29 protein-coding genes are annotated in these 25,803 nt (G+C 61.5%); 18 read left to right on the plus strand and 11 right to left on the minus strand.

Annotated features, from left to right (window positions below):
• Nucleotides 1–54 precede the first annotated feature (54 nt).
• From ACQZ6J_RS00165 to ACQZ6J_RS00180, 4 genes are all read left to right on the plus strand, one after another.
• Complete coding sequence (locus tag ACQZ6J_RS00165; protein WP_449081099.1) at nt 55–1,371, plus strand: peptidoglycan DD-metalloendopeptidase family protein; 1,317 nt, start codon at nt 55–57, stop codon at nt 1,369–1,371.
• A 197-nt stretch (nt 1,372–1,568) separates the two neighbouring features.
• Nucleotides 1,569–3,086 (plus strand): DEAD/DEAH box helicase, encoded by a 1,518-nt coding sequence (locus ACQZ6J_RS00170; protein WP_163991061.1) that lies wholly within the window; start codon nt 1,569–1,571, stop codon nt 3,084–3,086.
• Between the two features lie 66 nt (nt 3,087–3,152).
• On the plus strand, nt 3,153–3,575 hold the full coding sequence (locus ACQZ6J_RS00175; protein WP_163991059.1) for an NUDIX domain-containing protein: 423 nt from the start codon (nt 3,153–3,155) through the stop codon (nt 3,573–3,575).
• 106 nt (nt 3,576–3,681) lie between these two features.
• Nucleotides 3,682–4,314 (plus strand): DapH/DapD/GlmU-related protein, encoded by a 633-nt coding sequence (locus tag ACQZ6J_RS00180; RefSeq protein WP_163991057.1) that lies wholly within the window; start codon nt 3,682–3,684, stop codon nt 4,312–4,314.
• 99 nt (nt 4,315–4,413) lie between these two features.
• Here ACQZ6J_RS00180 and ACQZ6J_RS00185 read toward each other — a convergent pair whose 3' ends face one another.
• Genes ACQZ6J_RS00185 through ACQZ6J_RS00215 form a run of 7 tightly spaced genes read right to left on the minus strand, consistent with a single transcriptional unit; the run spans nt 4,414 to nt 10,107 of the window.
• Nucleotides 4,414–4,734 carry a TfoX/Sxy family protein gene (locus ACQZ6J_RS00185; RefSeq protein WP_163991055.1) on the minus strand — a complete coding sequence of 107 codons (321 nt, stop codon included), beginning with the start codon at nt 4,732–4,734 and terminating at the stop codon, nt 4,414–4,416.
• A 3-nt stretch (nt 4,735–4,737) separates the two neighbouring features.
• On the minus strand, nt 4,738–6,372 hold the full coding sequence (locus tag ACQZ6J_RS00190) for an NTP transferase domain-containing protein (RefSeq protein ID WP_163991053.1): 1,635 nt from the start codon (nt 6,370–6,372) through the stop codon (nt 4,738–4,740).
• A complete protein-coding gene (locus ACQZ6J_RS00195; protein WP_163991051.1) occupies nt 6,369–7,076 on the minus strand; it encodes an XdhC family protein in 708 nt (235 codons plus the stop codon). The genes ACQZ6J_RS00190 and ACQZ6J_RS00195 overlap by 4 nt, the downstream gene beginning before the upstream one ends.
• Entirely contained in the window at nt 7,076–7,405 is a 330-nt protein-coding gene (locus ACQZ6J_RS00200; protein ID WP_163991049.1) for an XdhC family protein, read from the minus strand. The genes ACQZ6J_RS00195 and ACQZ6J_RS00200 overlap by 1 nt, the downstream gene beginning before the upstream one ends.
• 7 nt (nt 7,406–7,412) lie before the next feature.
• The gene (locus tag ACQZ6J_RS00205) at nt 7,413–8,660 is read right to left on the minus strand and encodes a vWA domain-containing protein (RefSeq protein ID WP_163991047.1); all 1,248 of its coding nucleotides are present in this window, start codon (nt 8,658–8,660) and stop codon (nt 7,413–7,415) included.
• A gap of 3 nt (nt 8,661–8,663) precedes the next feature.
• A complete protein-coding gene (locus ACQZ6J_RS00210; protein ID WP_163991046.1) occupies nt 8,664–9,593 on the minus strand; it encodes an AAA family ATPase in 930 nt (309 codons plus the stop codon).
• A 19-nt stretch (nt 9,594–9,612) separates the two neighbouring features.
• Nucleotides 9,613–10,107: a flavin reductase gene (locus ACQZ6J_RS00215; RefSeq protein ID WP_163991130.1), complete on the minus strand. Its 495-nt coding sequence runs from the start codon at nt 10,105–10,107 to the stop codon at nt 9,613–9,615.
• Nucleotides 10,108–10,275: 168 nt separating this feature from the next.
• On the opposite strand from ACQZ6J_RS00215, the gene ACQZ6J_RS00220 reads away from it, so the two are divergent.
• From ACQZ6J_RS00220 to purB, 4 genes are all read left to right on the plus strand, one after another.
• Nucleotides 10,276–11,358, plus strand: a complete 1,083-nt coding sequence (locus tag ACQZ6J_RS00220) for an ABC transporter substrate-binding protein (RefSeq protein ID WP_449081104.1) — start codon at nt 10,276–10,278, stop codon at nt 11,356–11,358.
• Nucleotides 11,359–11,439: 81 nt separating this feature from the next.
• Nucleotides 11,440–12,126 carry a ribulose-phosphate 3-epimerase gene (gene rpe / locus ACQZ6J_RS00225; protein WP_163991042.1) on the plus strand — a complete coding sequence of 229 codons (687 nt, stop codon included), beginning with the start codon at nt 11,440–11,442 and terminating at the stop codon, nt 12,124–12,126.
• Entirely contained in the window at nt 12,113–12,634 is a 522-nt protein-coding gene (locus tag ACQZ6J_RS00230; protein WP_449081107.1) for a hypothetical protein, read from the plus strand. Before rpe ends, ACQZ6J_RS00230 begins: the two co-directional genes overlap by 14 nt.
• Nucleotides 12,635–12,768: 134 nt before the next feature.
• A complete protein-coding gene (gene purB, locus ACQZ6J_RS00235) occupies nt 12,769–14,070 on the plus strand; it encodes an adenylosuccinate lyase (protein ID WP_163991040.1) in 1,302 nt (433 codons plus the stop codon).
• On the opposite strand, the gene ACQZ6J_RS00240 is transcribed toward purB, so the two are convergent.
• Together ACQZ6J_RS00240 and ACQZ6J_RS00245 are read right to left on the minus strand one after the other, a co-directional pair.
• Entirely contained in the window at nt 14,051–14,566 is a 516-nt protein-coding gene (locus ACQZ6J_RS00240; protein ID WP_449081109.1) for a low affinity iron permease family protein, read from the minus strand. The genes purB and ACQZ6J_RS00240 overlap by 20 nt on opposite strands.
• Before the next feature lie 86 nt (nt 14,567–14,652).
• Nucleotides 14,653–15,453 carry a DUF2189 domain-containing protein gene (locus ACQZ6J_RS00245; protein ID WP_449081111.1) on the minus strand — a complete coding sequence of 267 codons (801 nt, stop codon included), beginning with the start codon at nt 15,451–15,453 and terminating at the stop codon, nt 14,653–14,655.
• A gap of 170 nt (nt 15,454–15,623) precedes the next feature.
• Between ACQZ6J_RS00245 and ACQZ6J_RS00250 the strand changes: the two genes are divergently transcribed.
• The 6 genes from ACQZ6J_RS00250 (at nt 15,624) to ACQZ6J_RS00275 (ending at nt 19,382) form a co-directional block, all read left to right on the plus strand.
• Nucleotides 15,624–16,178, plus strand: a complete 555-nt coding sequence (locus ACQZ6J_RS00250; protein ID WP_163991032.1) for an RBBP9/YdeN family alpha/beta hydrolase — start codon at nt 15,624–15,626, stop codon at nt 16,176–16,178.
• A gap of 265 nt (nt 16,179–16,443) precedes the next feature.
• Nucleotides 16,444–17,208, plus strand: a complete 765-nt coding sequence (gene purC / locus ACQZ6J_RS00255; RefSeq protein WP_015340039.1) for a phosphoribosylaminoimidazolesuccinocarboxamide synthase — start codon at nt 16,444–16,446, stop codon at nt 17,206–17,208.
• Nucleotides 17,209–17,225: 17 nt separating this feature from the next.
• Nucleotides 17,226–17,468 (plus strand): phosphoribosylformylglycinamidine synthase subunit PurS, encoded by a 243-nt coding sequence (purS, locus tag ACQZ6J_RS00260; protein ID WP_037202350.1) that lies wholly within the window; start codon nt 17,226–17,228, stop codon nt 17,466–17,468.
• Nucleotides 17,469–17,571: 103 nt separating this feature from the next.
• On the plus strand, nt 17,572–18,243 hold the full coding sequence (gene purQ, locus ACQZ6J_RS00265; RefSeq protein WP_163991030.1) for a phosphoribosylformylglycinamidine synthase subunit PurQ: 672 nt from the start codon (nt 17,572–17,574) through the stop codon (nt 18,241–18,243).
• Nucleotides 18,244–18,366: 123 nt separating this feature from the next.
• Nucleotides 18,367–18,774 carry a hypothetical protein gene (locus ACQZ6J_RS00270; protein ID WP_163991028.1) on the plus strand — a complete coding sequence of 136 codons (408 nt, stop codon included), beginning with the start codon at nt 18,367–18,369 and terminating at the stop codon, nt 18,772–18,774.
• Between the two features lie 74 nt (nt 18,775–18,848).
• Nucleotides 18,849–19,382, plus strand: a complete 534-nt coding sequence (locus tag ACQZ6J_RS00275) for an AAA family ATPase (RefSeq protein ID WP_449081115.1) — start codon at nt 18,849–18,851, stop codon at nt 19,380–19,382.
• Nucleotides 19,383–19,429: 47 nt separating this feature from the next.
• Here ACQZ6J_RS00275 and ACQZ6J_RS00280 read toward each other — a convergent pair whose 3' ends face one another.
• On the minus strand, nt 19,430–19,675 hold the full coding sequence (locus tag ACQZ6J_RS00280) for a DUF1127 domain-containing protein (RefSeq protein WP_163991024.1): 246 nt from the start codon (nt 19,673–19,675) through the stop codon (nt 19,430–19,432).
• Between the two features lie 105 nt (nt 19,676–19,780).
• Here ACQZ6J_RS00280 and ACQZ6J_RS00285 point away from each other — a divergent pair, with 105 nt between their 5' ends.
• The 4 genes from ACQZ6J_RS00285 to ACQZ6J_RS00300 all read left to right on the plus strand — a co-directional run bounded on the left by ACQZ6J_RS00285 (nt 19,781) and on the right by ACQZ6J_RS00300 (nt 24,589).
• Entirely contained in the window at nt 19,781–21,199 is a 1,419-nt protein-coding gene (locus tag ACQZ6J_RS00285) for an aminotransferase-like domain-containing protein (protein ID WP_449081117.1), read from the plus strand.
• Between the two features lie 120 nt (nt 21,200–21,319).
• Entirely contained in the window at nt 21,320–21,934 is a 615-nt protein-coding gene (locus tag ACQZ6J_RS00290) for an acyloxyacyl hydrolase (RefSeq protein WP_163991020.1), read from the plus strand.
• 172 nt (nt 21,935–22,106) lie between these two features.
• Nucleotides 22,107–24,338, plus strand: a complete 2,232-nt coding sequence (gene purL, locus ACQZ6J_RS00295) for a phosphoribosylformylglycinamidine synthase subunit PurL (RefSeq protein WP_163991018.1) — start codon at nt 22,107–22,109, stop codon at nt 24,336–24,338.
• Between the two features lie 17 nt (nt 24,339–24,355).
• The gene (locus tag ACQZ6J_RS00300; protein ID WP_004108912.1) at nt 24,356–24,589 is read left to right on the plus strand and encodes a BolA family protein; all 234 of its coding nucleotides are present in this window, start codon (nt 24,356–24,358) and stop codon (nt 24,587–24,589) included.
• Here the strand turns inward: ACQZ6J_RS00300 and ACQZ6J_RS00305 are convergent.
• Entirely contained in the window at nt 24,575–25,774 is a 1,200-nt protein-coding gene (locus tag ACQZ6J_RS00305) for a hypothetical protein (protein ID WP_449081120.1), read from the minus strand. The two genes, ACQZ6J_RS00300 and ACQZ6J_RS00305, sit on opposite strands and share 15 nt — an antisense overlap.
• Between the last annotated feature and the right edge of the window lie 29 nt (nt 25,775–25,803).

A 25,803-nucleotide genomic window follows, 5' to 3' on the forward strand; every position in this document is an offset into this window, starting at 1 on the left:
ATAATGCCGTGTACTTCCAATTAATGCCAAAAGGCATCGATTGGGAGATTCTCGGTGACAGCAAAGCCTCAGAACCGGGTTTTCGGCAAACAACAGCGGCATCACACCATTATCGTCGCGAGCGGCGATACGGTGCGCCATATGACCGTGCGCCCATGGATGGCGGCCGTTACCGTCTGTCTGGTCGGTATCTTCTCGATCGGCTATCTCCTTGCGACGTCGTACCTTGTGCTGCGGGACGATCTGATCGGCGCGACGATGGCGCGCCAGGCGCGCATGCAATATGACTATGAGGATCGCATCGCCGCGCTGCGCGCCCAGGTCGATCGTGTCACGTCCCGCCAGCTTCTCGATCAGCAGGTGGTGGAAGAAAAGGTCGACAAGCTTATCGAGCAGCAGCAGCAACTGACCTCGCGGAACGGCAAACTCAGCACCCTGCTCGACAGGGCGGAGAATTCCGGCCTGACCGACAAGAGCGCGCATCCCGACGCGAATGCGGCCGCCCCCAAGAATGAGCACGCTCAGCTGACCTCGCCCAAGGCGATCGAAAAGCTTCTCCTCGGCGGCAAGCCGGCCGACGCCACGCCCGACAACTCCACGCTCGCCTATGTCCCCGCCCCGGAAACCGTCGCGGATCGCGCCGATCGTGTCTTCTCCAAGGTGACGCTGTCGCTGAAGCACATCGAACAGGATCAGCTGTCCAGAATCCGCAATCTCACCGCGGACGCCTCCGAAACCGCGAACGAGATCCAGACGATCATGCACAATGTCGGCGTCAAGGTTCCGAATGACGTCGCAAGCTCAGGAAGCGAGGACACGGATGGCGGCGTCGGCGGTCCTTATGTCCCGCCGGAAAACGTCGATCAGTTCGAGCAGTCGATGGCAGACCTCGATACCGCGTTGACGCATCTGGAAACGGTGCGGGGAGCGGCCGAAAGCCTGCCGTTCCGCAATCCGGCTGCGGGCAAGCTCATCACCAGCCCCTTCGGCAACCGCAAGGACCCGTTCTTCGGCACCCTGGCTCTCCACACGGGTACGGATTTTCATTTCAGTCCCGGCGAGAAGGTCAAGGCCACGGCGCCCGGCAGGATAACGGCAGCCGGCTGGACCGGCGGCTACGGCAACATGGTGGAGATCGACCACGGCGATGGCATCTCGACGCGCTATGGCCATATGGAACAGGTGCTCGTCAAGATCGGCGACAAGGTCGGCGCAGGCGATGTCGTGGGTCTTGCCGGCAGCACCGGGCGCTCGACCGGGACCCATCTGCACTATGAAGTACGCGAGAATGGGCATCCCGTCGATCCGATGTATTTCATCAATGCCGGCACGAAACTCGCAAGTTACATCAGCGGATTGGGCGCAATTTAGCTGCCGGAATTGTGACAAACGCGCAACAAAGTTGGCACTAATCCGAAAATTGTGTCATGAATGAACTTCAGGTCGGTTGAAGCGCCTGCTTTCCTTGACTTCCCGGGTATTTGGTTCTATGTCGCCCAGCATTACGGCACGCTCCTGCATGTCGACTCATGGTGTTCGACTGAACCAAGACGGAACTAGATTTCCCTTTGACAACATTTGCTGACCTTGGCCTGAGCCAAAAAGTCCTTTCCGCGGTTACTGACGCGGGTTACACCACACCGACTCCGATCCAGGCCGGTGCCATCCCGTTTGCGCTTCAGCGCCGCGACATCTGCGGCATCGCCCAGACCGGAACCGGCAAGACCGCCTCCTTCGTGCTGCCGATGCTGACGCTGCTTGAAAAAGGCCGCGCACGAGCGCGCATGCCGCGCACGCTGATCCTGGAGCCGACGCGCGAACTGGCGGCGCAGGTCGCCGAAAACTTCGAGAAGTATGGCAAGAATCATCGCCTGAACATCGCCTTGCTGATCGGCGGCGTTTCCTTCGAAGAGCAGGATCGCAAGCTTGAGCGTGGCGCCGATGTGCTGATCTGCACGCCTGGACGCCTGTTGGACCATTTCGAACGCGGCAAGCTTCTGATGAGCGGCGTCGAGATCTTGGTCATCGACGAGGCGGACCGCATGCTCGATATGGGCTTCATCCCGGATATCGAGCGCATCGCCAAGCTCATTCCCTTCACGCGCCAGACGCTGTTCTTCTCGGCGACGATGCCGGCTGAAATCCAGAAGCTGGCCGACCGGTTCCTGCAAAATCCGGAGCGCATCGAAGTCGCCAAGCCCGCATCGACGGCCAAGACCGTGACGCAGCGCTTCGTTGCCTCGCATGGCAAGGATTACGAGAAGCGCGCCACGTTGCGCGATCTCATCCGCGCCCAGACGGATCTCAAGAACGCGATCATCTTCTGCAATCGCAAGAAGGATGTGGCTGATCTCTTCCGTTCGCTCGAGCGCCACGGCTTCTCGGTCGGCGCATTGCACGGCGACATGGATCAGCGCTCGCGCACGACCATGCTGCAGAACTTCCGTGACGGCCAGATCCAGCTTCTCGTCGCATCCGACGTCGCGGCACGCGGTCTCGATCTTCCCGATGTCGGCCACGTCTTCAATTTCGATGTTCCGATCCATTCGGAAGATTACGTCCATCGCATTGGCCGCACCGGTCGCGCCGGTCGCTCCGGCGCCGCCTTCACGATCGTCACGAAGCGCGATACCAAGCATGTAGACGCGATCGAGAAGTTGATCGGCGAGGACGTCCAGTGGCTGAACGGCGACCTGTCGGCATTGCCGCCGGCGGACGAAAGCGGAGACGACAATCGCTCCTCCCGCCGCCGTGATCCCAAGAGCAAGGGCCGCGATCGCGATCGCAGCCGCGGAGGCCGCAGCGCCCCGAGTCATAAAACTGATATCGACGTCGAGGATAATGGCGTCGTGGCGATCGAAGCAGCACCAGCAAAGGCCGAAAGCGTGAAGAACGAGCGCAAGTCTGAGAACAACAACAAGTCCCATAACGGTTCTCGCAACAACCATCGGCCCTTCCCAGCTGCCAACGACGATCATCGCGAGCGTCGCAACCGTTATCGCGATCAGGATGACGGTCCGACGCCGGTTGGTTTCGGTGACGACATCCCCGCTTTCATGCTCATCGTGGCGAACGCCAAGGGCTGATAAACCGCACCTGCCGCCGATCCGAACCCCTGCGCCGGAAGTCGCGGCAAAATTCGGAATCATGGCATGGGCAAGCCTGGCATCGATTTCCCGGGATTGGGAACTGGTCTCGCAATAGTGCGGGACGGCAAGCTGTTGCTCTATCGGCGCCTCAAGGCGCCGGAAGCCGGCTTCTGGAGCATCGTCGGCGGCAAGGTCGATCATATGGAGCCTGCCGCCAAGGCCGCTATCCGCGAGGCGGAAGAGGAAAGCGGTCTTTCCATTGGCAGGATCGATTACCTCTGCACCGAGGAGGTCATCGTAGATGCCGACCGCCAGCACTGGATCTCTCTTATCTACGTCTGCAGGAATTTTTCGGGCGAGCCTCGCCTGATGGAGCCCGACAAGCTCTCCGATTTCGGCTGGTTCGGCCGTGACGAGCTGCCGCCCCAGCTTTCTGAATTCGCCAAGGCAACCATCGCGCATCTGAGCGAGGAAGACTTCCGCTGACGCCCGGGCTTGCCGCCATCTTTCAGATGCGCGATGCACCTGCACGATCTGCGTCACATGTCCTTCATCGTCTCCGGTTAGGCAGGCGGAAATCCGGAGGCCATCAATGCACTCGACCGCACAACCCACCCGCCCCAAGATCGCCGAAACCGTAATCCATCAAACGGCGAGCATAAGAGATTCGCACATCGGCAAATGTTGCGAGATCCTGGCGGACACATCTCTGCACACGGTTGAACTCGGGGACTATTCCTACCTGGGGCCTCGCTGCATCGTCGGCGATGCAACGATTGGAAAGTTCTGCGCCATTGCAGCAGAGGTGAGGATCGGGGCTCCCAATCACCCGATGGACCGCCCGTCCATGCACCGCTTTACCTATTGCCCGGAATATTACTCTGCAGAAGCCGTACGCGACGTTTCCTTTTTTGATCAGCGCAAGCAGGATCGCGCCATCATTGGCAACGATGTTTGGATCGGCCACGGCGTCATTGTGCTGCCGGGTGTCACCGTGGGAGACGGTGCCGTTCTCGCGGCGGGAGCGGTGGTCACCAAAGACGTCGAGCCATATACCGTCGTCGGCGGCGTTCCCGCCAAATTCATTCGCGAGCGGTTTACACGAACCATCGCGGAGAAGCTTGCCTCTATCGCCTGGTGGGATTGGCCGTTCGAAACCATCATGGGACGGCTTGCGGACTTTCAATCAAGCGACATAGAGGCCTTTTGTGAACGCTGGGCGTAGTCTCCGCCGCGTGACCGCTTCCGCAGCCAAATCACAGTAAATGCTACCGGCTCGGTTGGCTGCGCGGCTACCGAGTTCGGCATTTTTGCGCGAATCTTGTTATTTTTCCGCGCGCAGCGCTGCCTCATAGGCAAGCCCCACCCAGCGCGCCATTACGTCCGGATCGTCGAACGCATCGTCGGGTATCGACCAATAGGGCATGTTGATGGCCTTGCCCTTCTTGCCTTCATAAGCCCAGCGCCGCGCGCCGGCGGCCTCGAATTCGGACGCGCTGGCATCGTCCGCCTTCAGGAGAATCTCGTCGTCCACCTCAAGCGCCAGGATCCGCCCCATATGGTAGATGCCCTTGCCGCCGAACATGCGTTTGATGGTGACCGGCCCAAGAGACCGGAACATCTCCTCGATATCGATATTGTCCATTCCCTACCCTTTCAGGACGCCGCCGGCCGCGACGACGGCCTCGGGCGTGTCGACATCCAGATGCGCCGCCTCTCCGAGCTCGACGTCGATGACCGGAAGCCCCGATGTTTCGATGATATGCCGGGCGCCCACATCGCCCTCCAGCCGCATCACCGCATTCAGAACGGATCTCGGCAGGATAACGGGATTGCCGCGTTTGCCGCCGGAGACCGCCCGCACGATCGCCTGTCCGTTCGCCTCGCGGAAGGAGGCCGTTAGGGCTTTCAGATCATCGCCGGTAACGCCGGGCATATCGGCAAGCATGACAAGAACGCCATCGGCTTTTTGTGCCGCCTGCGTGCCGACGCCCGCAACTAGTGAACTCGCCATGCCCGAGGCATAATCCGGATTGAAGACCCGCTCGAGCGCAAGACCACGCAACGCATCTTCGATATCGTCGCGGCGGTGCCCGGTGACTGCGACGATATCGGACGCACCGCTTTCAATGGCAATCAACGCCGATCGGCGAACCAGCGGCACGCCGTCGAATTCCGCCAGAAGCTTGTGTGAACCACCCTCGCCCATGCGGCTGGCCTTGCCGGCGGCCAGCAAGACGACGGCTACCGATATTTGTGACGCCGGCTTCGTAGCGATGTCGCGCGGCCGCGGGCGTGACTGTATTTCCATGAGCAACCCTCCCACGCCCATGCCGCTAATATCCTGCGGCGCAGGTCGTTCTCCGGCTAATATTCTGTCCAGCACCCAATCGAATCCGTTTTCCTTCGGGCTGCGCGCGCATCCCGGCGCCCCGACGACATAGACGTCGTTCACCCTGCCAAGCACGAGAAGATTGCCCGGATCGACGGGCATGCCGACGTGAATGACGTCGCCGCCACCCAGCCGTATAGCCTCCGGAATGACGTCGCCGGCATCGATGACCGCCGATGCGCCGAAGACGATCACCAGCTTCGGCAGCCGATCCGGTGCCGCCATGGCGCGACAGATCGCGTCGGCAACAGCGCTCGCCCGGTGCGCAACGCGCTCTTCCCGCTGCAGGACACTGCCCGAAGGCTGCAGCCGTTGCGACAGAATGCGTGCCGTCTTGTCCATAACTGCCGGTTTCAACGATGGCAGCTCGGTGGCAATGAGCGAAATGGCGTGAGGTTGGAAGGGTTTGACCTCGAAAACCGGCGTCTGCCGCAGAATTTCAACGCCTGCCGCCACCTTCGAACCGGAAACAGCGAGCGGAATGATCTTGAAAGTCGCGATCATATCGCCCGACCGTACCGGAACGTGATCGGCAAGACAGGCAAGGGTAATCGCCGGATCGACATTGTTGATCCGATCGACGGCCGCACGGTTTGCAACGAACAGGCCATCGACGGCGCTGTGGATGTTCACCCGTCCCGTTGCCGCCTCCGAAAAGGTGATATGGTCCGGCGCCATCGCTCGCGCCAGCCGTTCGGCCGCCTCGTCTTCCATGAGATCGCCCGGCTCGATGCGCGCGGCAATGACGTGCTCGACCCCGGCTGCCGTCAGGCGGTCGATGTCGTCGTGGACGAGCCTGTGTCCCTTGGAAAAGCCGCCATCGGCCAGCCGTACGGAATGCGCGAGAATCGCACCCTCCGCCTCCACTGTCGAAAACTCCCCGAAAATCATGGCATCCCACCTTTGGGCGACGACACGTCACGCCCGCGAAGAGAACCGATGATCTCCGCCAGGATGGCGACCGCGATCTCGGCCGGACTTGCGGCACCGATGGGAAGCCCGATCGGCGCGTGGATGCGGGCAAGCTCCGCCTCTGTCAGACCCGCCCGTTTCAGGCGTTCCATACGGCCGGCATGCGTCTTGCGGCTGCCGAGCGCGCCGACATAGAAACAGTCCGTCCTCAACGCCTGAATGATCGGCTCGTCATCGATCTTCGGATCGTGGGTCACGGCTACCAGCGCCATATAGCTGTCGAGCGGCCGCTCCTTCAGCGCGTCCACAGGCCAGTCGGCAATCAGGTCGATGCCCTCGAAACGTTCCGGCGTCGCGAAGGCGGTACGCGGATCGATGATGGTGACGTCGAAGTCCGCAAGTGCCGCCATGCGCGCCAGAACCTGGCTGATATGCACGGCGCCGATGACGACGATGCGCGGCGGCGGCAAATGCACGTTCAGGAACAGGCTCTGCCCATCGATTTCAACCGCTGAGGACCGGCCCGAACGGAATGCGGACGAAACCGCTTCGGCCAGTGGGCCTTCAAGGACATCGCCTTCGACGATAAGCCGATCCGGTCCCCCGGAGAGGTCGGATACAAGGATAGCCGCCTGCCGCCTGCGCCGCATCTCGTTCAGCCGCGCCAGTATTGGACGGTCCATCAGACGAGCCTTTCGACATAGACGCGGATCCGGCCGCCGCATGACAGGCCGACCCGCCAGGCCGTCTCGTCGGCAACGCCGAATTCCAGCATACGCGGCTTGCCGGTTTCGATGACATCGAGCGCCTCGGTAATCACAGCACCCTCCACGCAGCCGCCGGAAACGGAACCATGGAAATTGCCCTCGCCGTCGATCACGAGATGGCTGCCGGCAGGGCGCGGAGCCGACCCCCAGGTATCGACGACGGTCGCCATGGCCACATTGCGGCCTGCCGACACCCATTCCTCCGCGATCACGAGCGGATCCAGACTTTCGGAAATATCTGACATCGGAGCCTCATTTCTTGCCGAGAAACCGTCGCGGATCATAGGCATCCGCGCGGCCGGCGGTGAGGGCCGATACGAGATCGGCCAGAGATAATAGATTGTGAACCGGACGGAATTCGTCAACATGCGGCAGCATGGCTTTTACACCGCGGGCACGCGCCTCGAAGCCGTCGAAACGCAACAGCGGATTGAGCCAGATGAGCCGCCGGCAGGAACGATGCAACCGATCCATCTCCTGCGCAAGCAGTTCCACGCCTTCGCGCTCCAGCCCGTCGGTAATCAGCAGCACGATCGCGCCCTGCCCCAGCACGCGGCGTGCCCATATGAGGTTGAATTCCTTCAGCGTCTCGCCGATCCGCGTCCCGCCCGACCAGTCGCGCACCGCCGCCGCACATTCGTCCAGTGCCTGATCGGGATCCTTGTGCCGCATCGCCCGCGTCACGTTGGTCAGGCGCGTTCCGAACAGAAACGTATGAACCCGCCGGCGCCGCTCGGTCAGCACATGCAGGAAATGCAGGAAGATGCGCGTATATTGGCTCATGGAGCCTGAAATATCGGCAAGCACGACCAGCGGCGGCTGTATTTCTTTCGGCCGCCGAAAACGCGGCAGGATCAGCGCTCCTCCCGTTCGCAGCGCCGAGCGCATCGTCGCACGCGGATCGACCTTGGCCGGCATCAGGGATGGCGTAAAGCGGCGGGTGCGCACGCGGTCGAGCGGCAATTGCAGCTTTTCGAGCTCCTTCCTGGCGTAGGCGATTTCCGCTGCCGACATCTGCGCGAAATCCAGATGACGCAGCAGCTCGCTGCCGGAACTCGTGAAGCGCGCATCGATCTCGATATCGGGCGTTTCCCGCGGGGGACGCCGGTCGCCGCGGTCGTTGAGCAAGGCATCGCTTGCCCGGCTCTCTCCCGGCTTCGGCTTTTCCTTCTCCCTGTGATCGGGTGCGACCGGCGACATCATCGCGATCATCTTGGCAACGAGATCGCGCGAGCGCCAGAACAGCCGGAACGCCTCGTCGAACACGGCAAGATCTTCATGCCGCTTGACGAAGGCCGAACACAAGGCGGCATGGAACTCCTCGCGGGAACCGATCCCTATGGCCTCGACCGCCTCGATGGCGTCGGCGATCGCTCCGGGACCGATCTTGAGACCCGCCTTGCGCAGCGCCCGGCCGAACAGCACGATATTGTCGGCAAGGCGCCCGTCACCAGGCGGTGACGGCGCCACGACGATGCCATCCTGCGCGCCGGTTTCCATGACTTATCCCGCCGCGAGCAGTTCGGATTTCACTTCATCCAGCACGCGCCTGCCTTCGGCGCCCTGGATGCGAGCGATATCGTCCTGATATTTCAGCAGCGTGCCCAGCGTGTCCGCAACGGTCTCCGGATCGAGCGCCAGCCGATCCAGCTCGGTCAAGGCGGTCGCCCAGTCGATGGTCTCGGCAACGCCGGGATTCTTGAAGAGATCGAGCGTGCGCAGCTTCTGCACATAGGCGACGATCTGGCGCGAGAGCGCTTCGTTGCAGCCGGGCACCTTGCGGCGAATGATGTCGAGCTCCTGCTCGGCCCCGGGATAATCGACCCAATGATAGAGACAGCGCCGTTTCAGGGCGTCATGCACCTCGCGCGTGCGGTTCGTCGTGATGATGACGATCGGCGGTTCGGCGGCGCGGATCGTGCCGAGTTCCGGCACCGTCACCTGGAAATCGGAAAGCACCTCTAGAAGGAATGCCTCGAAAGCCTCGTCGGTGCGGTCGAGCTCGTCGATCAGGAATACCGGGGCACGCCCACCGACACCCGACAGCGCCTGCAGCACCGGCCGGCGGATGAGATAGCGCTCGGAGAAGATATCAGCCTCGATACGGTCGCGGTCGGTAAGGCCCGATGCCTCCGCCAGCCGGATTTCCAGCATCTGCGCCGGATAGTTCCATTCGTAGACGGCCGAGGATACGTCCAGCCCTTCGTAGCATTGCAGGCGGATCAGCGGCCTGTCGAGCGCCTTGGAGAGCACCTTGGCGATCTCGGTCTTGCCGACACCGGCCTCCCCCTCCAGAAAGAGCGGCCGCTTCATCTTCAGGGCGAGAAACAGGACCGTGCCGAGCGCACGGCCGGCCAGATAATCGTGGGCGCCGAGCAAGGCCATCGCTTCATCGATCGAACTCGGCAATGAAGGTAATGTCTGATCCGCCATGATAACTCCCTCGCAGGGGTTATAGCGCGTGATAGCCCCGGTTCATATAGATCAATGCCGGCTTGGCTTCGCTGTAGCGTATGGCCATCACCTCGCCGAAGATGATGTTGTGCGTGGTTGCCTGCTTGATCTCGATGACGCGGCAATCGAAAGCGGCAAGCGCATCGGTCAGGACAGGCGCGCCGGTTGCCAGCGTCTCGAACTTGCCGGCAGCGAAGCGCTCGTCGACGGTCAGCTGCGTCTTTCCGGAAAAGGCGTCGGCCAAAGATTGGTGATCCGCGCCGAGCGTATTCAGCGCGAAGATCCCACTCTTGAAGAAGATCTCGTTCTTGGCGTTGCTGTTGTTGAGGCATATCAGAACGGTTGCGGGACTATCCGACACCGAGCATGCAGCCGTGATCGTGACGCCGCGCCGCTCCGCTCCGAGCGCCGTCGTCACCAGCTGCACATGCCCCGCGTAGCGGCTCATGGCATCGCGATAAAGCGCCGGATCCATACGCTGCCTGTCTAGCACCACCGTCTCCTTTGTCATGTCATGCCCGTTTGTCATTCAATATGACGGTCAGATATTAGCTTTTCTACAATAGCATTATTGAAAACAGAGAGATTTTGTTGCTTTTTCTTTGACGATCCCCTTCAGACGGATAAATAGAGCAGAAAAATTGTCCGGGATAATCGATCGATGAACGTTCTGCGTCGCCTTCCGCTCCTGTTTGTGCTGCTTTCGGCGGCCGGCAGCAGCTACGCCGCAGGAATTAACATCGGCGTAGTAGCACCGCAGGACGGCAACTTCGCGATGCTGGGCGCCGAAATCTCCGCCGGAGCCAATTTCGAGATCCAGGCCCAGAAGGATACGGCGACCGTGGTCGACGAACCTTGCACCGAGGACGGCGGCCGGGCTGCCGCCGAGGCGCTGGTTGCCGCCAAGGTACAGGTCGCGATCGGCTTCCTCTGCACGGAGACCCTGGAGGGCGCGCTGCCGCGTCTCAAGGATGCCGGCATCCCCGTCATCACCGTTTCCGTGCGCTCGCGCATCCTCATGGAAGATGCCTTGAAGAGCGGCTGGCCATTGTTTCGGCTGGCGCCGGTCGACAGCGCCGAGGCCGCCATGGCGATCGATACGATCCTGAAAAACTGGGCGGCGGAGCCAATGGCGCTGATCGACGACGGCACGATACACGGCCGCGAGTTGGTCGGCGCGATCCGCAACGCGCTCGAGGAAAATGGGCTGAAGCCGGTCTTCACCGATACTTACCGCCCCGGCCAGGATCAGCAGATCGCCCTCGTGCGCCGCCTGAAGAAGGCTGGCGCAACGCGCGTCTTCGTCGGCGGCGACCGCAGCGATGTCGCGGTCATCGCCCGCGACGCCAAGAGCGAAAATATCTCGCTGGTTCTGATGGGCGGCGATGCCATGCGCGCCGCCGACCAACCGCTGCCTCTTCTGGAGGGAGTGCAGGCAATCGCGCTGCCCGAGTACAGCACCCTGCCGGCGGCCCAACAGACAGTGCAAGCCATGCGCGCCGGCGGTATCGAGCCGGACGGCTACATCCTGCCGGCCGCCGCCGCCGCACAGATCGCCAGCCAGGCGGCGGAAGGCGCGAAGGCAGACAACAAGCCCATTGCCGACAAGCTCGTCGGCACGGCATTCCAGACAGCGATCGGCCCGATCTCCTTCGGGCAGAACCACGAATTGACACAAAACCCCTATCGCTTGCTGGAGTGGCGAGGCAACGCGTTCGTGCCGCCGACGACGCCGTCGAACTGAAGCGGTCCGTTCGGGCTGTTGTTTGGCCTCGATAGCGGTGCTAATCCAGTCGCGAAAAAATCAGATGGAGCTCAGCTACCCATGACCTTGCCGATCCGCATTGCCCCTTCCATTCTCGCAGCCGACTTCGCCAAGCTCGGACAGGAAGTCAAGGATGTGACCGAAGCCGGAGCCGACTGGATCCATCTGGATGTCATGGACGGCCATTTCGTGCCGAACATCTCCTTCGGCGCCGATGTCATCAAGGCCCTGCGCCCGTATACGACCGCCACCTTCGACTGCCACCTGATGATCTCGCCGGCCGATCCCTATCTGGAAGCCTTTGCCAAAGCCGGCTGCGACCGCATCACGGTCCATGCCGAAGCCGGCGTGCACCTGCACCGTTCGCTGCAGACGATCCGTCATCTCGGCAAGAAGGTCGGCGTCACCCTCAATCCGGCAACACCGCTGTCCGTGCTGGAAAACGTGCTCGACGATATCGACCTGATCCTCATCATGTCGGTCAATCCGGGTTTCGGCGGCCAGAAGTTCATTCCGGCCATGGCCGACAAGATCCGCAACGCCAGGTCCCTGATCGGTGACCGCCCGATCGAGCTCGAAGTCGACGGCGGCGTTTCGGTGGAAACCGCTCCTCTCATCACCGCCTCCGGCGCAAACGTTCTTGTCGCAGGCTCGGCGATCTTCAAGGGCGAATCGGTCGAAGCCTATCGCCAGACGGTCGGCGATCTCAGGGCTGCCGCCGAACGAGGTCGCGTTGGATCAAACTAATCCGACCAACACCATCGTCGCGACGGGCCGGGCAAGGACCGTCGCATCGCATTGCCGCGAGGTTTTCGGCAGTGCGGTCTGCTGGGGCGCGGCGATGGCCGCCTCCGCACTCGTGGCCCTCTTCCTGCGCAACGGCCTTCTGACCAGCCACCTCGCGGCCCTTACTCTCGTCTATTTCTTCGGGGGCGCTCTCTCCTGGCCCATTCTCGTGCCGTTTACCCGCCGTTTCGCGCGTGGCCGACCGACCAGCGCGCGTTTCGCGGCCTTCTTTCTGGCGCTCTCCATCGGCACTGCGGCGATGACGGCATTCATTTTCGCGATGGACTATCGCTGGTTCTATTCGCGCTGGCACGCGCCGTTCGGCTCGCTCGTCTGGATATTCCAGTTCCTGTTCACCGGCGCCAGCGCCGTCTACCAGTTCGCCGTCCTCGGCCTCACTCTGTTTCTGCCGGTCGGCCTGCTATGCCTCACCGCCGTTTCCGCCTATCTTGCTCGCCAGAGCCGTTGAGGCGCACGAAAGATCGACCCGACAAACATTGTGCCCCTGAAACATTGTGCCCTTGAAACATTGTGATTGCCGCCCGTCTTTGTTATGGGGGCGCCGAGTTTTCCTTTTCCGATAGCCAAGAAAGCTTTGAGCCCATGATCCCGCGCTACTCCCGACCGGAAATGGTCGCCATCTGGTCGCCCGAAACCAAGTTTCGCATCTGGTTCGAGATCGAGGCCCATGCCTGTGACGCGCTGGCAGCCCTCGGCGTCATCCCGAAATCGGCTGCGGACACCATCTGGGAAAAGGGCGGCAAGGCCACGTTCGACGTCGCCCGCATCGACGAGATCGAAGCCGTGACGAAACACGACGTCATCGCCTTCCTCACGCATCTCGCCGAAATCGTCGGTCCGGATGCGCGGTTCGTTCACCAGGGCATGACCTCCTCCGACGTGCTCGATACCTGCTTCAACGTGCAGCTCGTGCGCGCCAGCGACCTGTTGCTCGCCGATATCGACAAGCTTCTGGAAGCACTGAAGCGCCGCGCCTTCGAGCACAAGGACACCGTTACCATCGGCCGCTCGCACGGCATTCATGCAGAGCCGATCACCTTCGGCATCAAGCTGGCGCTGGCCTATGCCGAATTCGAACGCTGCAAGCAGCGCCTGATCGCAGCCCGCGAAGAAGTCGCCACCTGCGCCATTTCCGGCGCCGTCGGCACCTTCGCCAACATCGATCCCCGCGTCGAGGAACATGTCGCCGCCGCACTCGGCCTGAAGCCGGAGCCGGTCTCCACCCAGGTCATCCCGCGCGACCGCCACGCGATGTTCTTCGCCACCCTCGGCGTCGTCGCCTCCTCGATCGAGCGCCTTGCCACCGAAATCCGCCATCTGCAGCGCACCGAAGTTCTGGAAGCGGAAGAGTATTTCTCTCCGGGCCAGAAGGGCTCGTCCGCCATGCCGCACAAGCGCAATCCGGTGCTGACGGAAAACCTGACGGGCCTTGCCCGCATGGTCCGCTCCTACTCGATCCCGGCCATGGAAAATGTCGCCCTCTGGCACGAGCGCGATATCTCGCACTCGTCCGTCGAGCGCATGATTGGCCCCGACGCGACCGTGACGCTCGATTTTGCGCTGTCCCGCCTGACCAGCGTCGTCGACAAGCTTCTCGTCTACCCGGAAAACATGATGAAGAACCTGAACAAGTTCCGCGGACTTGTTCACTCGCAGCGCGTGCTGCTGGCGCTGACCCAGGCCGGCGTTTCCCGCGAGGACGCCTACCGCCTCGTGCAGCGCAACGCCATGAAGGTTTGGGAGCAAGGCAAGGATTTCCTTGAGGAACTGCTCGCCGACCAGGAAGTGCGCGCCGCCCTTTCCGAGGAAGATATCCGCGAAAAGTTCGACCTCGGCTATCACACCAAGCATGTCGATACGATCTTCAAGCGGGTTTTCGGCTAGAAGCTGCCGTTTTCGATTGCTCCTTGGTTGAGGCGGCGCGACTGACGCGCCGCCTTTTTCGTTTGCTCGCCGATTTCGCGACGATCACGCGACTTTGCTCGACACGTCCTTCATCCTTGCCTTCGAATTGGTCCTGCTGGCGCTTTGCCGCCTTTCCCACGAGCAGGTCGAGGTGCTTGAGATCCTCCTCGTCGAGGTTCTCGATCCCGACGAAGCGATTTTCGGCGGCACTGGTCAGGATCAGTTCGTTGAGTTTGGCCTGAATGGCCCGCGTGTCTCGCGTCTGCGCGTTCTGGAGCAGGAAAACCATCAGGAACGTCACGATCGTCGTGCTGGTATTGATGACCAGCTGCCAGGTGTCGGAATAATGGAAGATCGGGCCGGTGGCGCCCCATAGAATGACGGAGCACAGCGCCAGGACGAAGATCGCCGGCTTGCCCGTCCATTCCGAAACCACGACTGCGAAGCGGGTAAAAACATGCGTAAGCCGGGTCATGATCCGCATCTCCTGATGATGCGGATCAACGCGAGAAGCGCGCCACGGTTCCAGTGATGGCAACGCGCCGTCTGTAATGGCCGTATCTACCCTTCGGATACCACCAGTTTGCGATAGAGATGCCAGGATGCATGACCGAGTATCGGCATGACAACCGCCAACCCGGCAAAGATCGGGATGCTGCCGATGACAAGCAGCGCCGCCACGATCAGGCCCCAGACCGCCACCGGCACCGGATTGGTCAGCGTCGCCCGGATGCTCGCATCGATCGCCGCGACGACGCCGACGTCACGGTCCAGCAGCAGCGGGAAGGTGACGACCGTGGTCGCCAGTACGACGAGCGCAAAGAGGAAGCCGATCAGATCGCCCCAAAGCATCATCGCCATGCCTTCCGGCGTAGTCAGGACGCTCGACACGAAGGAGGAAAGCGTGGGCGGCACGCCATCGCCGAAATAGATGAAGTAGATATTCTGCGCCACGAACAGCCAGACGATGAAAAGGCCGAACAGCATGAGGCCGGCGACGATGATCGACGGCAATGCCGGCGAGAACCGCACGTCGAACGCATGGCTCCACGACGTATCCAGCCCCTTCTCCCGGCGTCGGCTGATCTCATAGAGACCGATTGCGGCGATCGGGCCCAGCAGGGCAAAACCGGACATCAATGGAAACAACAGCGGCAGCAGGTTCTGGTCCGTGCTCCAGATCGCCAGCGCGATGCCCGCTATCGGGTACATCAGACACAGAAAAACGTAGTGGGATGGCTTCTCGCTGAAGTCGTCCAGCCCCAGCTTCAGGGCGTCGACGAGATCGGCGATACCGATCTTGCGAATGGCTGGTCGGCTAAAAGTATGATCCGCTCCCGCCATGACATGAAAGGCCGTCATAATGCTCTCCTCCTCAACCTCGACGTGCTCGGCAGGCGGCGCAAAATGACGGCAAAATGGATGCCGACATCATCATTCGCTACCGGCAGCCGCCATATTAGCAAATTTTGCCGCAATTGTCGCCTTTCTCCCTTGACAGTTGAGTTCACCTTTTCCACATCGGCGCCATCATGAAAGCCTCCGACGCAAATATCCTCATCATCCCCGGTTATACGAATTCCGGCCCCGACCACTGGCAGACCCGTTGGGAGCAGAAGCTCTCGACCGCGCGGCGCGTGGAGCAGGCGGAATGGTCGAAGCCCGTGCGCGATGATTGGGCCGCCCGTATCGCCGAGGAGGTGAATGCTTCGGACAAGCCCGTCGTGCTCGTGGCGCATTCGCTCGGCATTCCCTCGGTGATCCATGCCATTCCGCAATTTCGCAACAAGGTCGCGGGCGCTTTCTTCGTCGCTCCGCCGGATGTCGCCAATCCCGGCATCAGACCGAAGCATCTGATGACCTTCGGGCCCTATCCGCGCGATCCCCTGCCGTTCCCATCGATCACGATCGCCAGCCGCAACGATCCCTTCGGCAGCTACGAACATGCGGACGACATTGCCAATAGCTGGGGTTCGCTCCTGATCGATGCCGGCGAAGCAGGCCACATCAACACCGAATCCGGACACGGCCCCTGGCCCGAAGGCACGATGGTCTTCGCCAAGTTCCTGAGCCAGTTGAAGCCCTGATTGTGTCGGCAGCGACAACGGAATAGGATGCGCCTTGCCTCACTAGCCTGTGAAGTACCGGGCACCTTCATTCCATCGTCAGACAAAAGCCTGTAAAACAGGCCAAGACAGGATCCCGATTCTAGCATTGGCGCCCCGCCGAGGCCGGAATTCCGAGGAAGGAGGCGCAGGCGGATTGTGAATTCGCTTCTTATCCGTTATGGGGACGCCCACGTATGATCCACTTGCGCTATCCCGAGAGCGCCAAAGACAGAGAACAATAACAATGAACCGTCGCCGCCGTATTTACGAAGGCAAGGCCAAGATCCTTTACGAAGGGCCTGAGCCGGGCACGCTGATCCAGTTCTTCAAGGACGATGCCACCGCCTTCAACAAGAAGAAGCACGAAGTCATCGATGGCAAGGGTGTTCTGAACAATCGCATCTGCGAGTATATTTTCAGCCATCTGAACAAGATCGGCATTCCCACGCATTTCATCCGCCGCCTCAACATGCGCGAGCAGCTGATTAAGGAAGTGGAGATGATTCCGCTCGAGATCGTCGTGCGCAACGTTGCCGCCGGCTCGCTTGCCAAGCGCCTCGGCATCGAGGAAGGCGTGGTGCTGCCGCGCTCGATCATCGAATTCTACTACAAGTCCGACGCGCTCGAAGACCCGATGGTCTCCGAAGAGCACATCACCGCCTTCGGCTGGGCCAATCCGGCGGAACTCGATGACATCATGGCGCTCGCCATCCGCGTCAACGATTTCATGACCGGCCTTTTCCTCGGCGTCGGCATCCAGCTCGTCGATTTCAAGATCGAATGCGGACGCCTGTTCGAAGGCGACATGATGCGCATCATCCTCGCGGACGAAATCTCGCCGGACAGCTGCCGTCTCTGGGACATCGAAACCCATGAGAAGATGGACAAGGATCGCTTCCGCCGCGACATGGGCGGCTTGCTGGAAGCCTATTCCGAAGTGGCGCGCCGCCTCGGCATCATCAATGAAAACGAACCCGTGCGCGGCACGGGCCCGGTTCTCGTCAAGTAAGTTCAGAAAGGACAATCGTGATCAAGGCTCGTGTAACCGTCACGCTGAAGAACGGCGTTCTCGATCCGCAGGGCAAGGCAATCGAAGGCGCGCTCGGTGCGCTCGGCTTTGACGGCGTTCATCAGGTCCGCCAGGGCAAGGTCTTCGATCTCGAGCTGGAAGGCACGGACAAGAGCAAGGCCGAGGCGGATCTCAAAGCCATGTGCGAAAAGCTTCTCGCCAATACGGTGATCGAGAACTTCAGCATTTCGATCGACTGATCGTCCTCTTTCGCGAGCCGTTCTTCCTTTGCCTGAGGCGATGGAGTATGGCTCACGAAGAATATTCCAGCGATTACCCCTAGCCTGTTGCGGGATCAGCATCATGAAATCAGCAGTCGTCCAACTCCCCGGCCTCAATCGCGATCGCGATATGATCGCGGCACTGACCAAGATTTCCGGTCATGCGCCGGTGACCGTGTGGCAGACCGAGACCGAGATTCCGGATGTCGATCTGATCGTCATTCCCGGCGGCTTCTCCTACGGCGACTATCTGCGTTGCGGCGCAATCGCCGCCCGCATGCCGATCATGCAGGCGATCAAGGACAAGGCAGACAAGGGCGTCAAGGTTCTCGGCGTGTGCAACGGTTTCCAGATCCTGCTGGAAGCGGGGATGTTGCCCGGGGCGCTGATGCGCAACGCCTCGCTCAAGTTCGTCTGCCGCGAAATAAAGCTTGAAGTCGTCAATGCCGAGACGGATTTCACCGCCGCCTACGCCAAGGGCCAGATCATCCGCAGCCCGGTCGCGCATCACGATGGCAATTATTTCGCCGACGCCGAGACACTGAAGGCGATCGAGGACAATGGCCAGGTGGTCTTCCGCTATGCCGAAGGCACCAACCCGAACGGCTCGGTCAACGACATCGCCGGCGTGATGAACGCCAAGGGTAATGTGCTCGGCATGATGCCACACCCGGAAAACCTGATCGAGGCTGCTCACGGCGGCAGCGATGGCCGTGGGCTGTTTGCCTCCGCGCTCGGCGTGATCGCAGCCTGATAACGGGCCGCCCCGGTATCGGAACCATAAAATCGGCGTCTTTGCATAAAACAGCAGGACGCCGGAAAGCGATCCGGCGATCTTCGGCCGAACAGCCTTAACCGCCTCATTGGAAAGAGATTGATGCGCCCTCGCCTCCTGACAGGATTTTACTCCGCCGCTGCCATCGCGATGCTCGGGCTGCTGGTGACCTCGTGCGGCCCGCGTCCGCCGAGCATCAATGCGACCGATCACAGCGCCCTGTCGACGATGGAGCGCGTCATGCTCAATGCCAGCGCCTGCTGGTTCAAGTCGTCCGATCCGGCCTTCTCCGGTTATCAGCTCTCTCCGGAACTCAACTCCTTCACCGGTCGTCCGCGCATCCTCGTGGTCGACAAGAAACATCCGACCGGCAGGCCGTCGCTCGTTGTGCAAGCGGAAGGCAATCCCGCGCAGCTGCAGGCCTTCGGTCCGATGATGGGCGGCGCCTCCGGCGGCCGCATCACGGGCGACGTCAACCGCTGGGCCGCGGGCTCTAAGAACTGCAGCTAGGCCTGAGGCCTTCCGCCTCAGCGGCAAACCAGCTACCGACGCATGACCTGCCCTCAACATCAGGGATCGTTGTCATGGACAGATTTGTCATTCTTTCAGGCTGCTCCGGCGGCGGCAAATCCACTTTGCTGGAAGCGCTCAAGCGCCGTGGTCACTCCATTGTCGAGGAGCCGGGGCGGCGCATCGTCATCGAGGAACTGGAAGGCGACGGCTCCGCCTTGCCATGGGTCGACGCACCGGCGTTCGCGCGCCGGGCAATCGCCATGTCGCTGGCCGATCGCGAGAAAGCGAAGGCAACTTCCGGCACGGTCTTTTTCGACAGGGGATTGATCGATGCGGCATCGGCGCTCGAGCATCTGACGGGCGAGCAAGTCCTGGCTTCGCTCGGCCAATCGCATCGCTACAACAGCCATGTCTTCCTGACGCCGCCATGGCCGGAAATATATGTCGGCGATCACGAGCGACGGCACGATTTTTCTGCGGCGGTTGCGGAATATGAACGGCTGCGCACCACCTATCCGGCCCTCGGCTACGAGGTTCACATCCTGCCGAAAATCGGCGTCGGGGAACGGGCGGACTTCGTTCATTCGGTTCTGGGTCTAACGTAAGCCATCCCGAAGGCCGCACGCCGCGCGCAGGACTGCGTCCACCGCGCTCAATCCCAGAAGAACGACTTCTTCGCTTCCGTTGCCGCCTCGCGGCGCGTCAGGCCGATATCGCGCAGCTGATCGTCCGTCAGCTCGCGCAGTACCCACCGGCTTTCGCGCTTCTCCAGCCAACGCAAATAGAATGCCCAAAGCCGACGCATCGGATGCGGCCTTGGCTGCGCCGCCCCCTTTGCGATATCAGCCGAGCAGGATTCCTGCACATCGGCCGAACAGATTGCATCTATTGTACTCATTTTCATTCTCGCATGATGGTGACAATTTTGATGTACCGAGCCAAACGATACAAATTGAGTCATAGACTTGACTCAAGGAGGGAGACAATCTAGGAAATTGTCATTATGACAAATTGGCTTCCTGACATCTCCAGCGGGACCGGTCCGGTCTACATCCGTGTTGCCGACAGCATCGAGAACGCGATTACGCATGGCGTTCTGCCGCCGGGCACGAAGCTGCCGCCGCAGCGCAACCTTGCCTACGATATCGGCGTCACCATAGGCACGGTCAGCAGGGCCTATGCCCTCGTGCACGAACGGGGCCTCGTGGCCGGCGAAGTCGGCCGCGGCACCTATGTGCTGGAGCGCCTGAACGGCAAGCAGATCGAGCTCGTCGATCCGATCACGCAGGCGCTTGCCGGCACCCGCGGGCTGAATACGCCGGATGCCAAGATCCGCTTCGACACGACCGCCGCCCCCGATATCGGCCAGGGTGAAATCATCGGCAGGCTCTTCGCCGACATCAGCAGCGAGCATCAGACGGAGATCTCCTCCTACTCCCGGAATTTCCCGGCAAGCTGGTTTCAGGCCGGACAGATCTGGCTTGCCCGGAACGGCTGGCAGCCGGCAATCGATACAATCGTGCCGACGCTCGGCGCCCATGCCGGCGCGATCGCCGTCATATCGGCCGTCACCTCGCCGGGCGACAAGATCGTCTTCGAGAACCTCACCTATACGCAGATCAGCCGTGCCGCGCGCCTCCTCGGACGCCGCTCGATCCTGGTGGATTCGGATGAGCACGGCATGATCCCGGAGGATTTCGAGCGCCTCTGCCAGCAACAGCATCCGCGCCTCGCCTTCCTGATGCCGACGGCACATAATCCCACGCTGGTGACAATGCCGGAATCACGACGCCGGGCGATCGCCGCCATCGCGCGCCGGCACAGCGTCTGGCTGATCGAGGACGATCTTTACGGCGGCATGACCGGCGACCAGAACCCGCTCATGGCCGCCATCGCGCCGGAACGGACCTTCGTCGTCAGCAGCCTGTCGAAGTCCGTGACGGCGGGCGTACGCGGCGGCTGGGTCGCCTGCCCGCCCCATTTCGCCCAGCGCATCAAGGTCACCCACAAGATGACGACGGGCGGCCTGCCCTTCATTCTGGCCGAGACCTGCGCCCGGCTCGTGCTGGGTGGCCATGCGCTCGAACTGCGCCGCAAATCCGTGGAGGAAATCAAGGCCCGCGAGCAATTGGCCCGAGAGGCATTGTCGGGCTTCGAGTTCAACTCGCATCCGCATCTGCCGTTCCTGTGGCTGAGACTGCCGGAGCCCTGGCTGTCCGGTACGTTCAAGAATGCCGCCCTGACGGAGGGCGTGCTGATCGATGACGAGGATGAGTTCAAGGCGGCCCGTATCGAGAAAGTCTACCATCGCGTGCGCGTCGCTTTTTCATCTCCACCGCGCCGGGAAGACGTCGCGGCGGGCTTCATGACCCTGCGTCATTTGCTGGAAAACGGCTCGTCGGGATACGATAGTCACATTTAAGCAAGCCCCCCCGATTTATCGAGAGTTACCCCCTTAAATTCCGTTTGGGCCGTCTCGACTCCCGGCAGTTTGCCATTCTATCAATAGGAGGAGATTCGCCCGCCATACCAGGGGGAGTGCATGGCTACTGGTAGCATTTTTGCAGGTCATTTGAGCAAGCGTTTCGTTACGAGTTTTCTGGCAGTCAGTTCCATATTCATCGCAGGGCAATCCGTCGCGACCGCCGCGGACAAGGTTGCCGTGGCCTCCGACGCCAAGGTCTTCGATGAATTGCGTTTTGGAGCAAGCGGCTCCATTCAGAACGGTTACGATCACGAGAAGGGTGTCTTTCCGGACGTACAGGTGCTCTTCAATCCATTCGGTTACAATCCGACCGCCGACTGGAAGGATCAGCTCGCCCATCCACGTATTCACGTCGGAACGTCGATCGGCACCGCAGGCTCCGCCACGCAGGTCTATGGCGGCCTCTCGTGGACGCTGACGCACAGCAACGGCATCTTCACGGAAGTCGGCTTCGGCGGAACGGTCCACAGCGGCAATCTCAACGACTGGCAGGATCACGGCCCGATGCTCGGCTGTCGCCTCCTCTTCCACGAATATGCCGGCATCGGCTACAATTTCGACAACCATTGGAACGTGATGGCGCAGATTGCCCATGCATCGCATGCCAATCTTTGCGACGGCCCCAATGGCGGCATGACGCGGGCGGGCGTCATGGTCGGCTACAAATTCTGACGCGCGCGGCGCGGCCGCAAATGGCCGTATCCGCAGTTCGTGCATCCTGACAGCCGGCGTCTTGTGAACGCCGGTGATTTTCCTGTCGCACGACAGGGAGACTTGCGCTAAAGAGACCCCGATCCCCTGACCGGCTTTCAAACCCTTTACAGGCAAGGACCCTCGAGCGCCCATGACCATTTCCAATTCGATCCAGATCACCCCCGAACTGATTGCCTCCCACGGCCTGAAGCCGGATGAATATCAGCGCATTCTGGATCTGATCGGCCGCGAGCCTTCCTTCACCGAACTCGGCATCTTTTCGGCCATGTGGAACGAGCATTGCTCGTACAAGTCCTCCAAGAAGTGGCTTCGCACCCTGCCCACCAAGGGGCCACGCGTCATCCAGGGGCCTGGCGAAAATGCCGGCGTCGTCGACATCGACGATGGCGACTGCGTCGTCTTCAAGATGGAGAGCCACAACCATCCATCCTACATCGAGCCCTATCAGGGTGCTGCGACCGGCGTCGGCGGCATCCTGCGCGACGTCTTCACCATGGGCGCCCGCCCGGTCGCTGCCATGAACGCCCTGCGTTTCGGTGAGCCGGATCATCCGAAGACCCGGCATCTCGTGTCCGGCGTCGTTGCCGGCGTCGGCGGCTATGGCAATTCCTTCGGCGTACCGACAGTCGGCGGCGAAGTCGAGTTCGATGCACGCTACAACGGCAACATCCTGGTCAATGCCTTTGCGGCCGGCCTTGCCAAGTCCAACGCCATCTTCCTCTCGGAAGCCAAGGGTGTCGGCCTGCCGGTCGTCTATCTCGGCGCAAAGACCGGCCGAGACGGCGTCGGTGGCGCCACCATGGCGTCGGCCGAATTCGACGAATCGATCGAGGAAAAGCGCCCGACCGTTCAGGTCGGCGACCCCTTCACCGAAAAGTGCCTGCTGGAAGCCTGCCTTGAGCTGATGCAGACGGGCGCCGTCATCGCCATCCAGGACATGGGTGCCGCCGGCCTCACCTGCTCCGCCGTCGAAATGGGCGCCAAGGGCGACCTCGGCATCGAACTCGACCTCGACAAGGTGCCGGTGCGCGAAGAGCAGATGACAGCCTATGAAATGATGCTGTCGGAAAGCCAGGAGCGCATGCTCATGGTGCTCCAGCCGGAAAAGGAAGCCGTCGCCAAGGCGATCTTCGTCAAATGGGGCCTGGATTTCGCCATCGTCGGCAAGACGACGGACGACCTGCGCTTCCGCGTCATCCATCAGGGCGAGGAAGTCGCCAACCTGCCGATCAAGGATCTCGGCGATCAGGCTCCGGAATATGACCGCCCGTGGCGCGAATCCGACAAGCGCGCCGCTCTGCCGGCCGAACTGGTCGCAGCTCCGGAAGATTATGGCCAGACGCTGCTGAAGCTGGTGGGTTCCGCGAACCAGTCCAGCCGCCGCTGGGTCTACGAGCAGTACGACACCCTGATCCAGGGCAATTCGCTGCAGCTTCCCGGCGGCGATGCCGGCGTCGTCCGCGTCGAGGGTCATCCGACCAAGGCGCTGGCCTTCTCGTCCGATGTCACCCCGCGCTATGTCGAAGCCGATCCGTTCGAAGGCGGCAAGCAGGCCGTCGCCGAATGCTGGCGCAACATTACCGCGACGGGCGCCGAGCCCTTGGCTGCGACCGACAACCTGAACTTCGGCAATCCGGAAAAGCCTGAAATCATGGGCCAGTTCGTCGGCGCGATCAAAGGCATCGGCGAAGCTTGCCGCGCGCTGGATTTCCCCATCGTTTCGGGCAACGTCTCGCTCTACAACGAAACCAATGGCGTCGCGATCCTGCCGACCCCCACCATCGCCGGCGTCGGCCTGCTGCCGGACTGGAAGACGATGGCACGCATCGGCTCCGCCTCCGAAGGCGATCATGTGCTGATGATCGGCCTTGATGGCAGCCATCTCGGCTCTTCGATCTATCTTCGCGATATTCTCGGCTCGACCGATGGCCCGGCTCCGGAAGTCGATCTCTTCGCCGAACGCCGCAACGGCGATTTCATCCGCTCGGCCATCCGCAACGGCCAGGTCACGGCCTGCCATGACATCTCGTCCGGTGGCCTTGCACTGGCACTCGCGGAAATGGCGATCGCTTCGGGCAAGGGGCTGCGCATCGACCTCGCCGAATGCAAGACCCTGTCCCATGCCGCCCTTTTCGGCGAGGATCAGGCCCGTTACGTCATCGCCGTACCTGCCGATCTCGCGGATTTCGTCTGCATCAATGCGGAAAGCGCCGGCGTGCCCTTCCGCCGCCTCGGTACAGTCGGCGGCAATGCGCTGGCCATCGATGGGCTGTTAACGCTTTCGGTTGAGCAGTTGCGCGAGGCGCATGAATCGTGGTTTCCTGCCTTTATGGATGGCAGCGCGCTCGCTGCCGCTGAATAGATCGAGGTACACCACTCATGCCCATGAACCCCGGCGATATCGAAGACATGATCAAGGCCGGCATTCCAGGAGCCAAGGTGACGATTCGCGACCTGGCCGGGGATGGCGATCACTATGCCGCCGAAGTTGTCGCGGAAGCCTTCCGCGGCAAGAGCCGCGTGCAGCAGCACCAGATGGTCTATGATGCCCTGAAGGGCAATATGGGCGGCGTGCTGCACGCCCTTGCGCTGCAGACTTCAGCGCCCGATTGAGAGCGCCTGCGCTTCCTCGCCGGAGTTGAATGTCAGCTCCGGCAGTTTCTTCGGCGAGAATTCGGCGAAAAGCGAGGCCGGCAGCGGACCGGCCGTCATCAGCGTGAAATCGAAGAATGCCTTCACGTCCGGACCGAGCACATATTGCCGGTGAACCCGCAGGAAGTCGCGCTTGATCTTGGCATAGTGCTTTGCCGACAGCATCTGCTTGAAGCGCACATACAGGATGGAGGCCTGCTCGGCATCCTCATGGCCGCAAACGGCGGCAACCTTCGCCTTGTAGAAATGAATGGCGTCGGTCAGACAGTGAACGTCGAGCCAGAAGATTTCCTTGCAGCGCGCGATCAACCCCACGCGTGAGCGCAGCACGGATGCCGACCGCATGAGCGCGCATTGCAGGATGGCGCTTCCAAGCGTCGTGAAAACCACGCGCCTGCCCTGCAGCAGGTCCGGCTCGCGTTCGAGCAGCAGGCCGAGCACATGGGTCGCGACGGACGAACCCATGCTGTGCGAGGAAATGACGAATTCGTCGATATCGGGCTCATCCAGCGCCTGACGCACGCTGATTGCGCTCGCCTCCAGCCATTGCTCGGCGCCAAGCCCGTTCAGCCCCGCCATCGCCACGGCCATCTCCCAGTCGGAAAAGAGATGCAGAGTGTGCAGCTTTTCAGCCTGCGGCAGAAAGACATAAACGAAGAACGCGACGGCCAGGGCGATGCTGCCGATATGGCTCCAGGCCGGCAACCCGAGGATGTTGGGCGTGAATGCGATCAAAAGGCTGGCGAGAAACCCCGCAAGCATCAGCAGAAACGGAAAGATGAAGAACAGGCCGAAACGCCAGGCATGGCGAAAATAGCCGACCATCCCGCCGGTGAAAGCAACTTTTGCAGCCGCAAGATAACCATGCAGCAATCGCGTAAAGAATGGCCTGCCGTTCAGCACAGCCACCAGATCGTTGTGATCGACGATATGAACGCGGCTCTGCGTTTGCCAGTCGGCACCCGTCGCGGTGACGTCGAAATAGGGTGCCCGGCCGAAATTCTTCAATTCGTCGATCGAGGCGGAAAAATCCCACACGGCAGCGCTCTGGCGAGCCGAACGCTCGTAGCGAGCGCGATGCGCGGCAGCATCCAACGGCTCGAAGCCAGGGAAGTGGAGAACCACCCTCTTCTTGATATTATCCATATTGTGGTCTGTCCCCGGCGCGCGCCAGC

Source organism: Rhizobium sp. A37_96, from assembly GCF_053521765.1.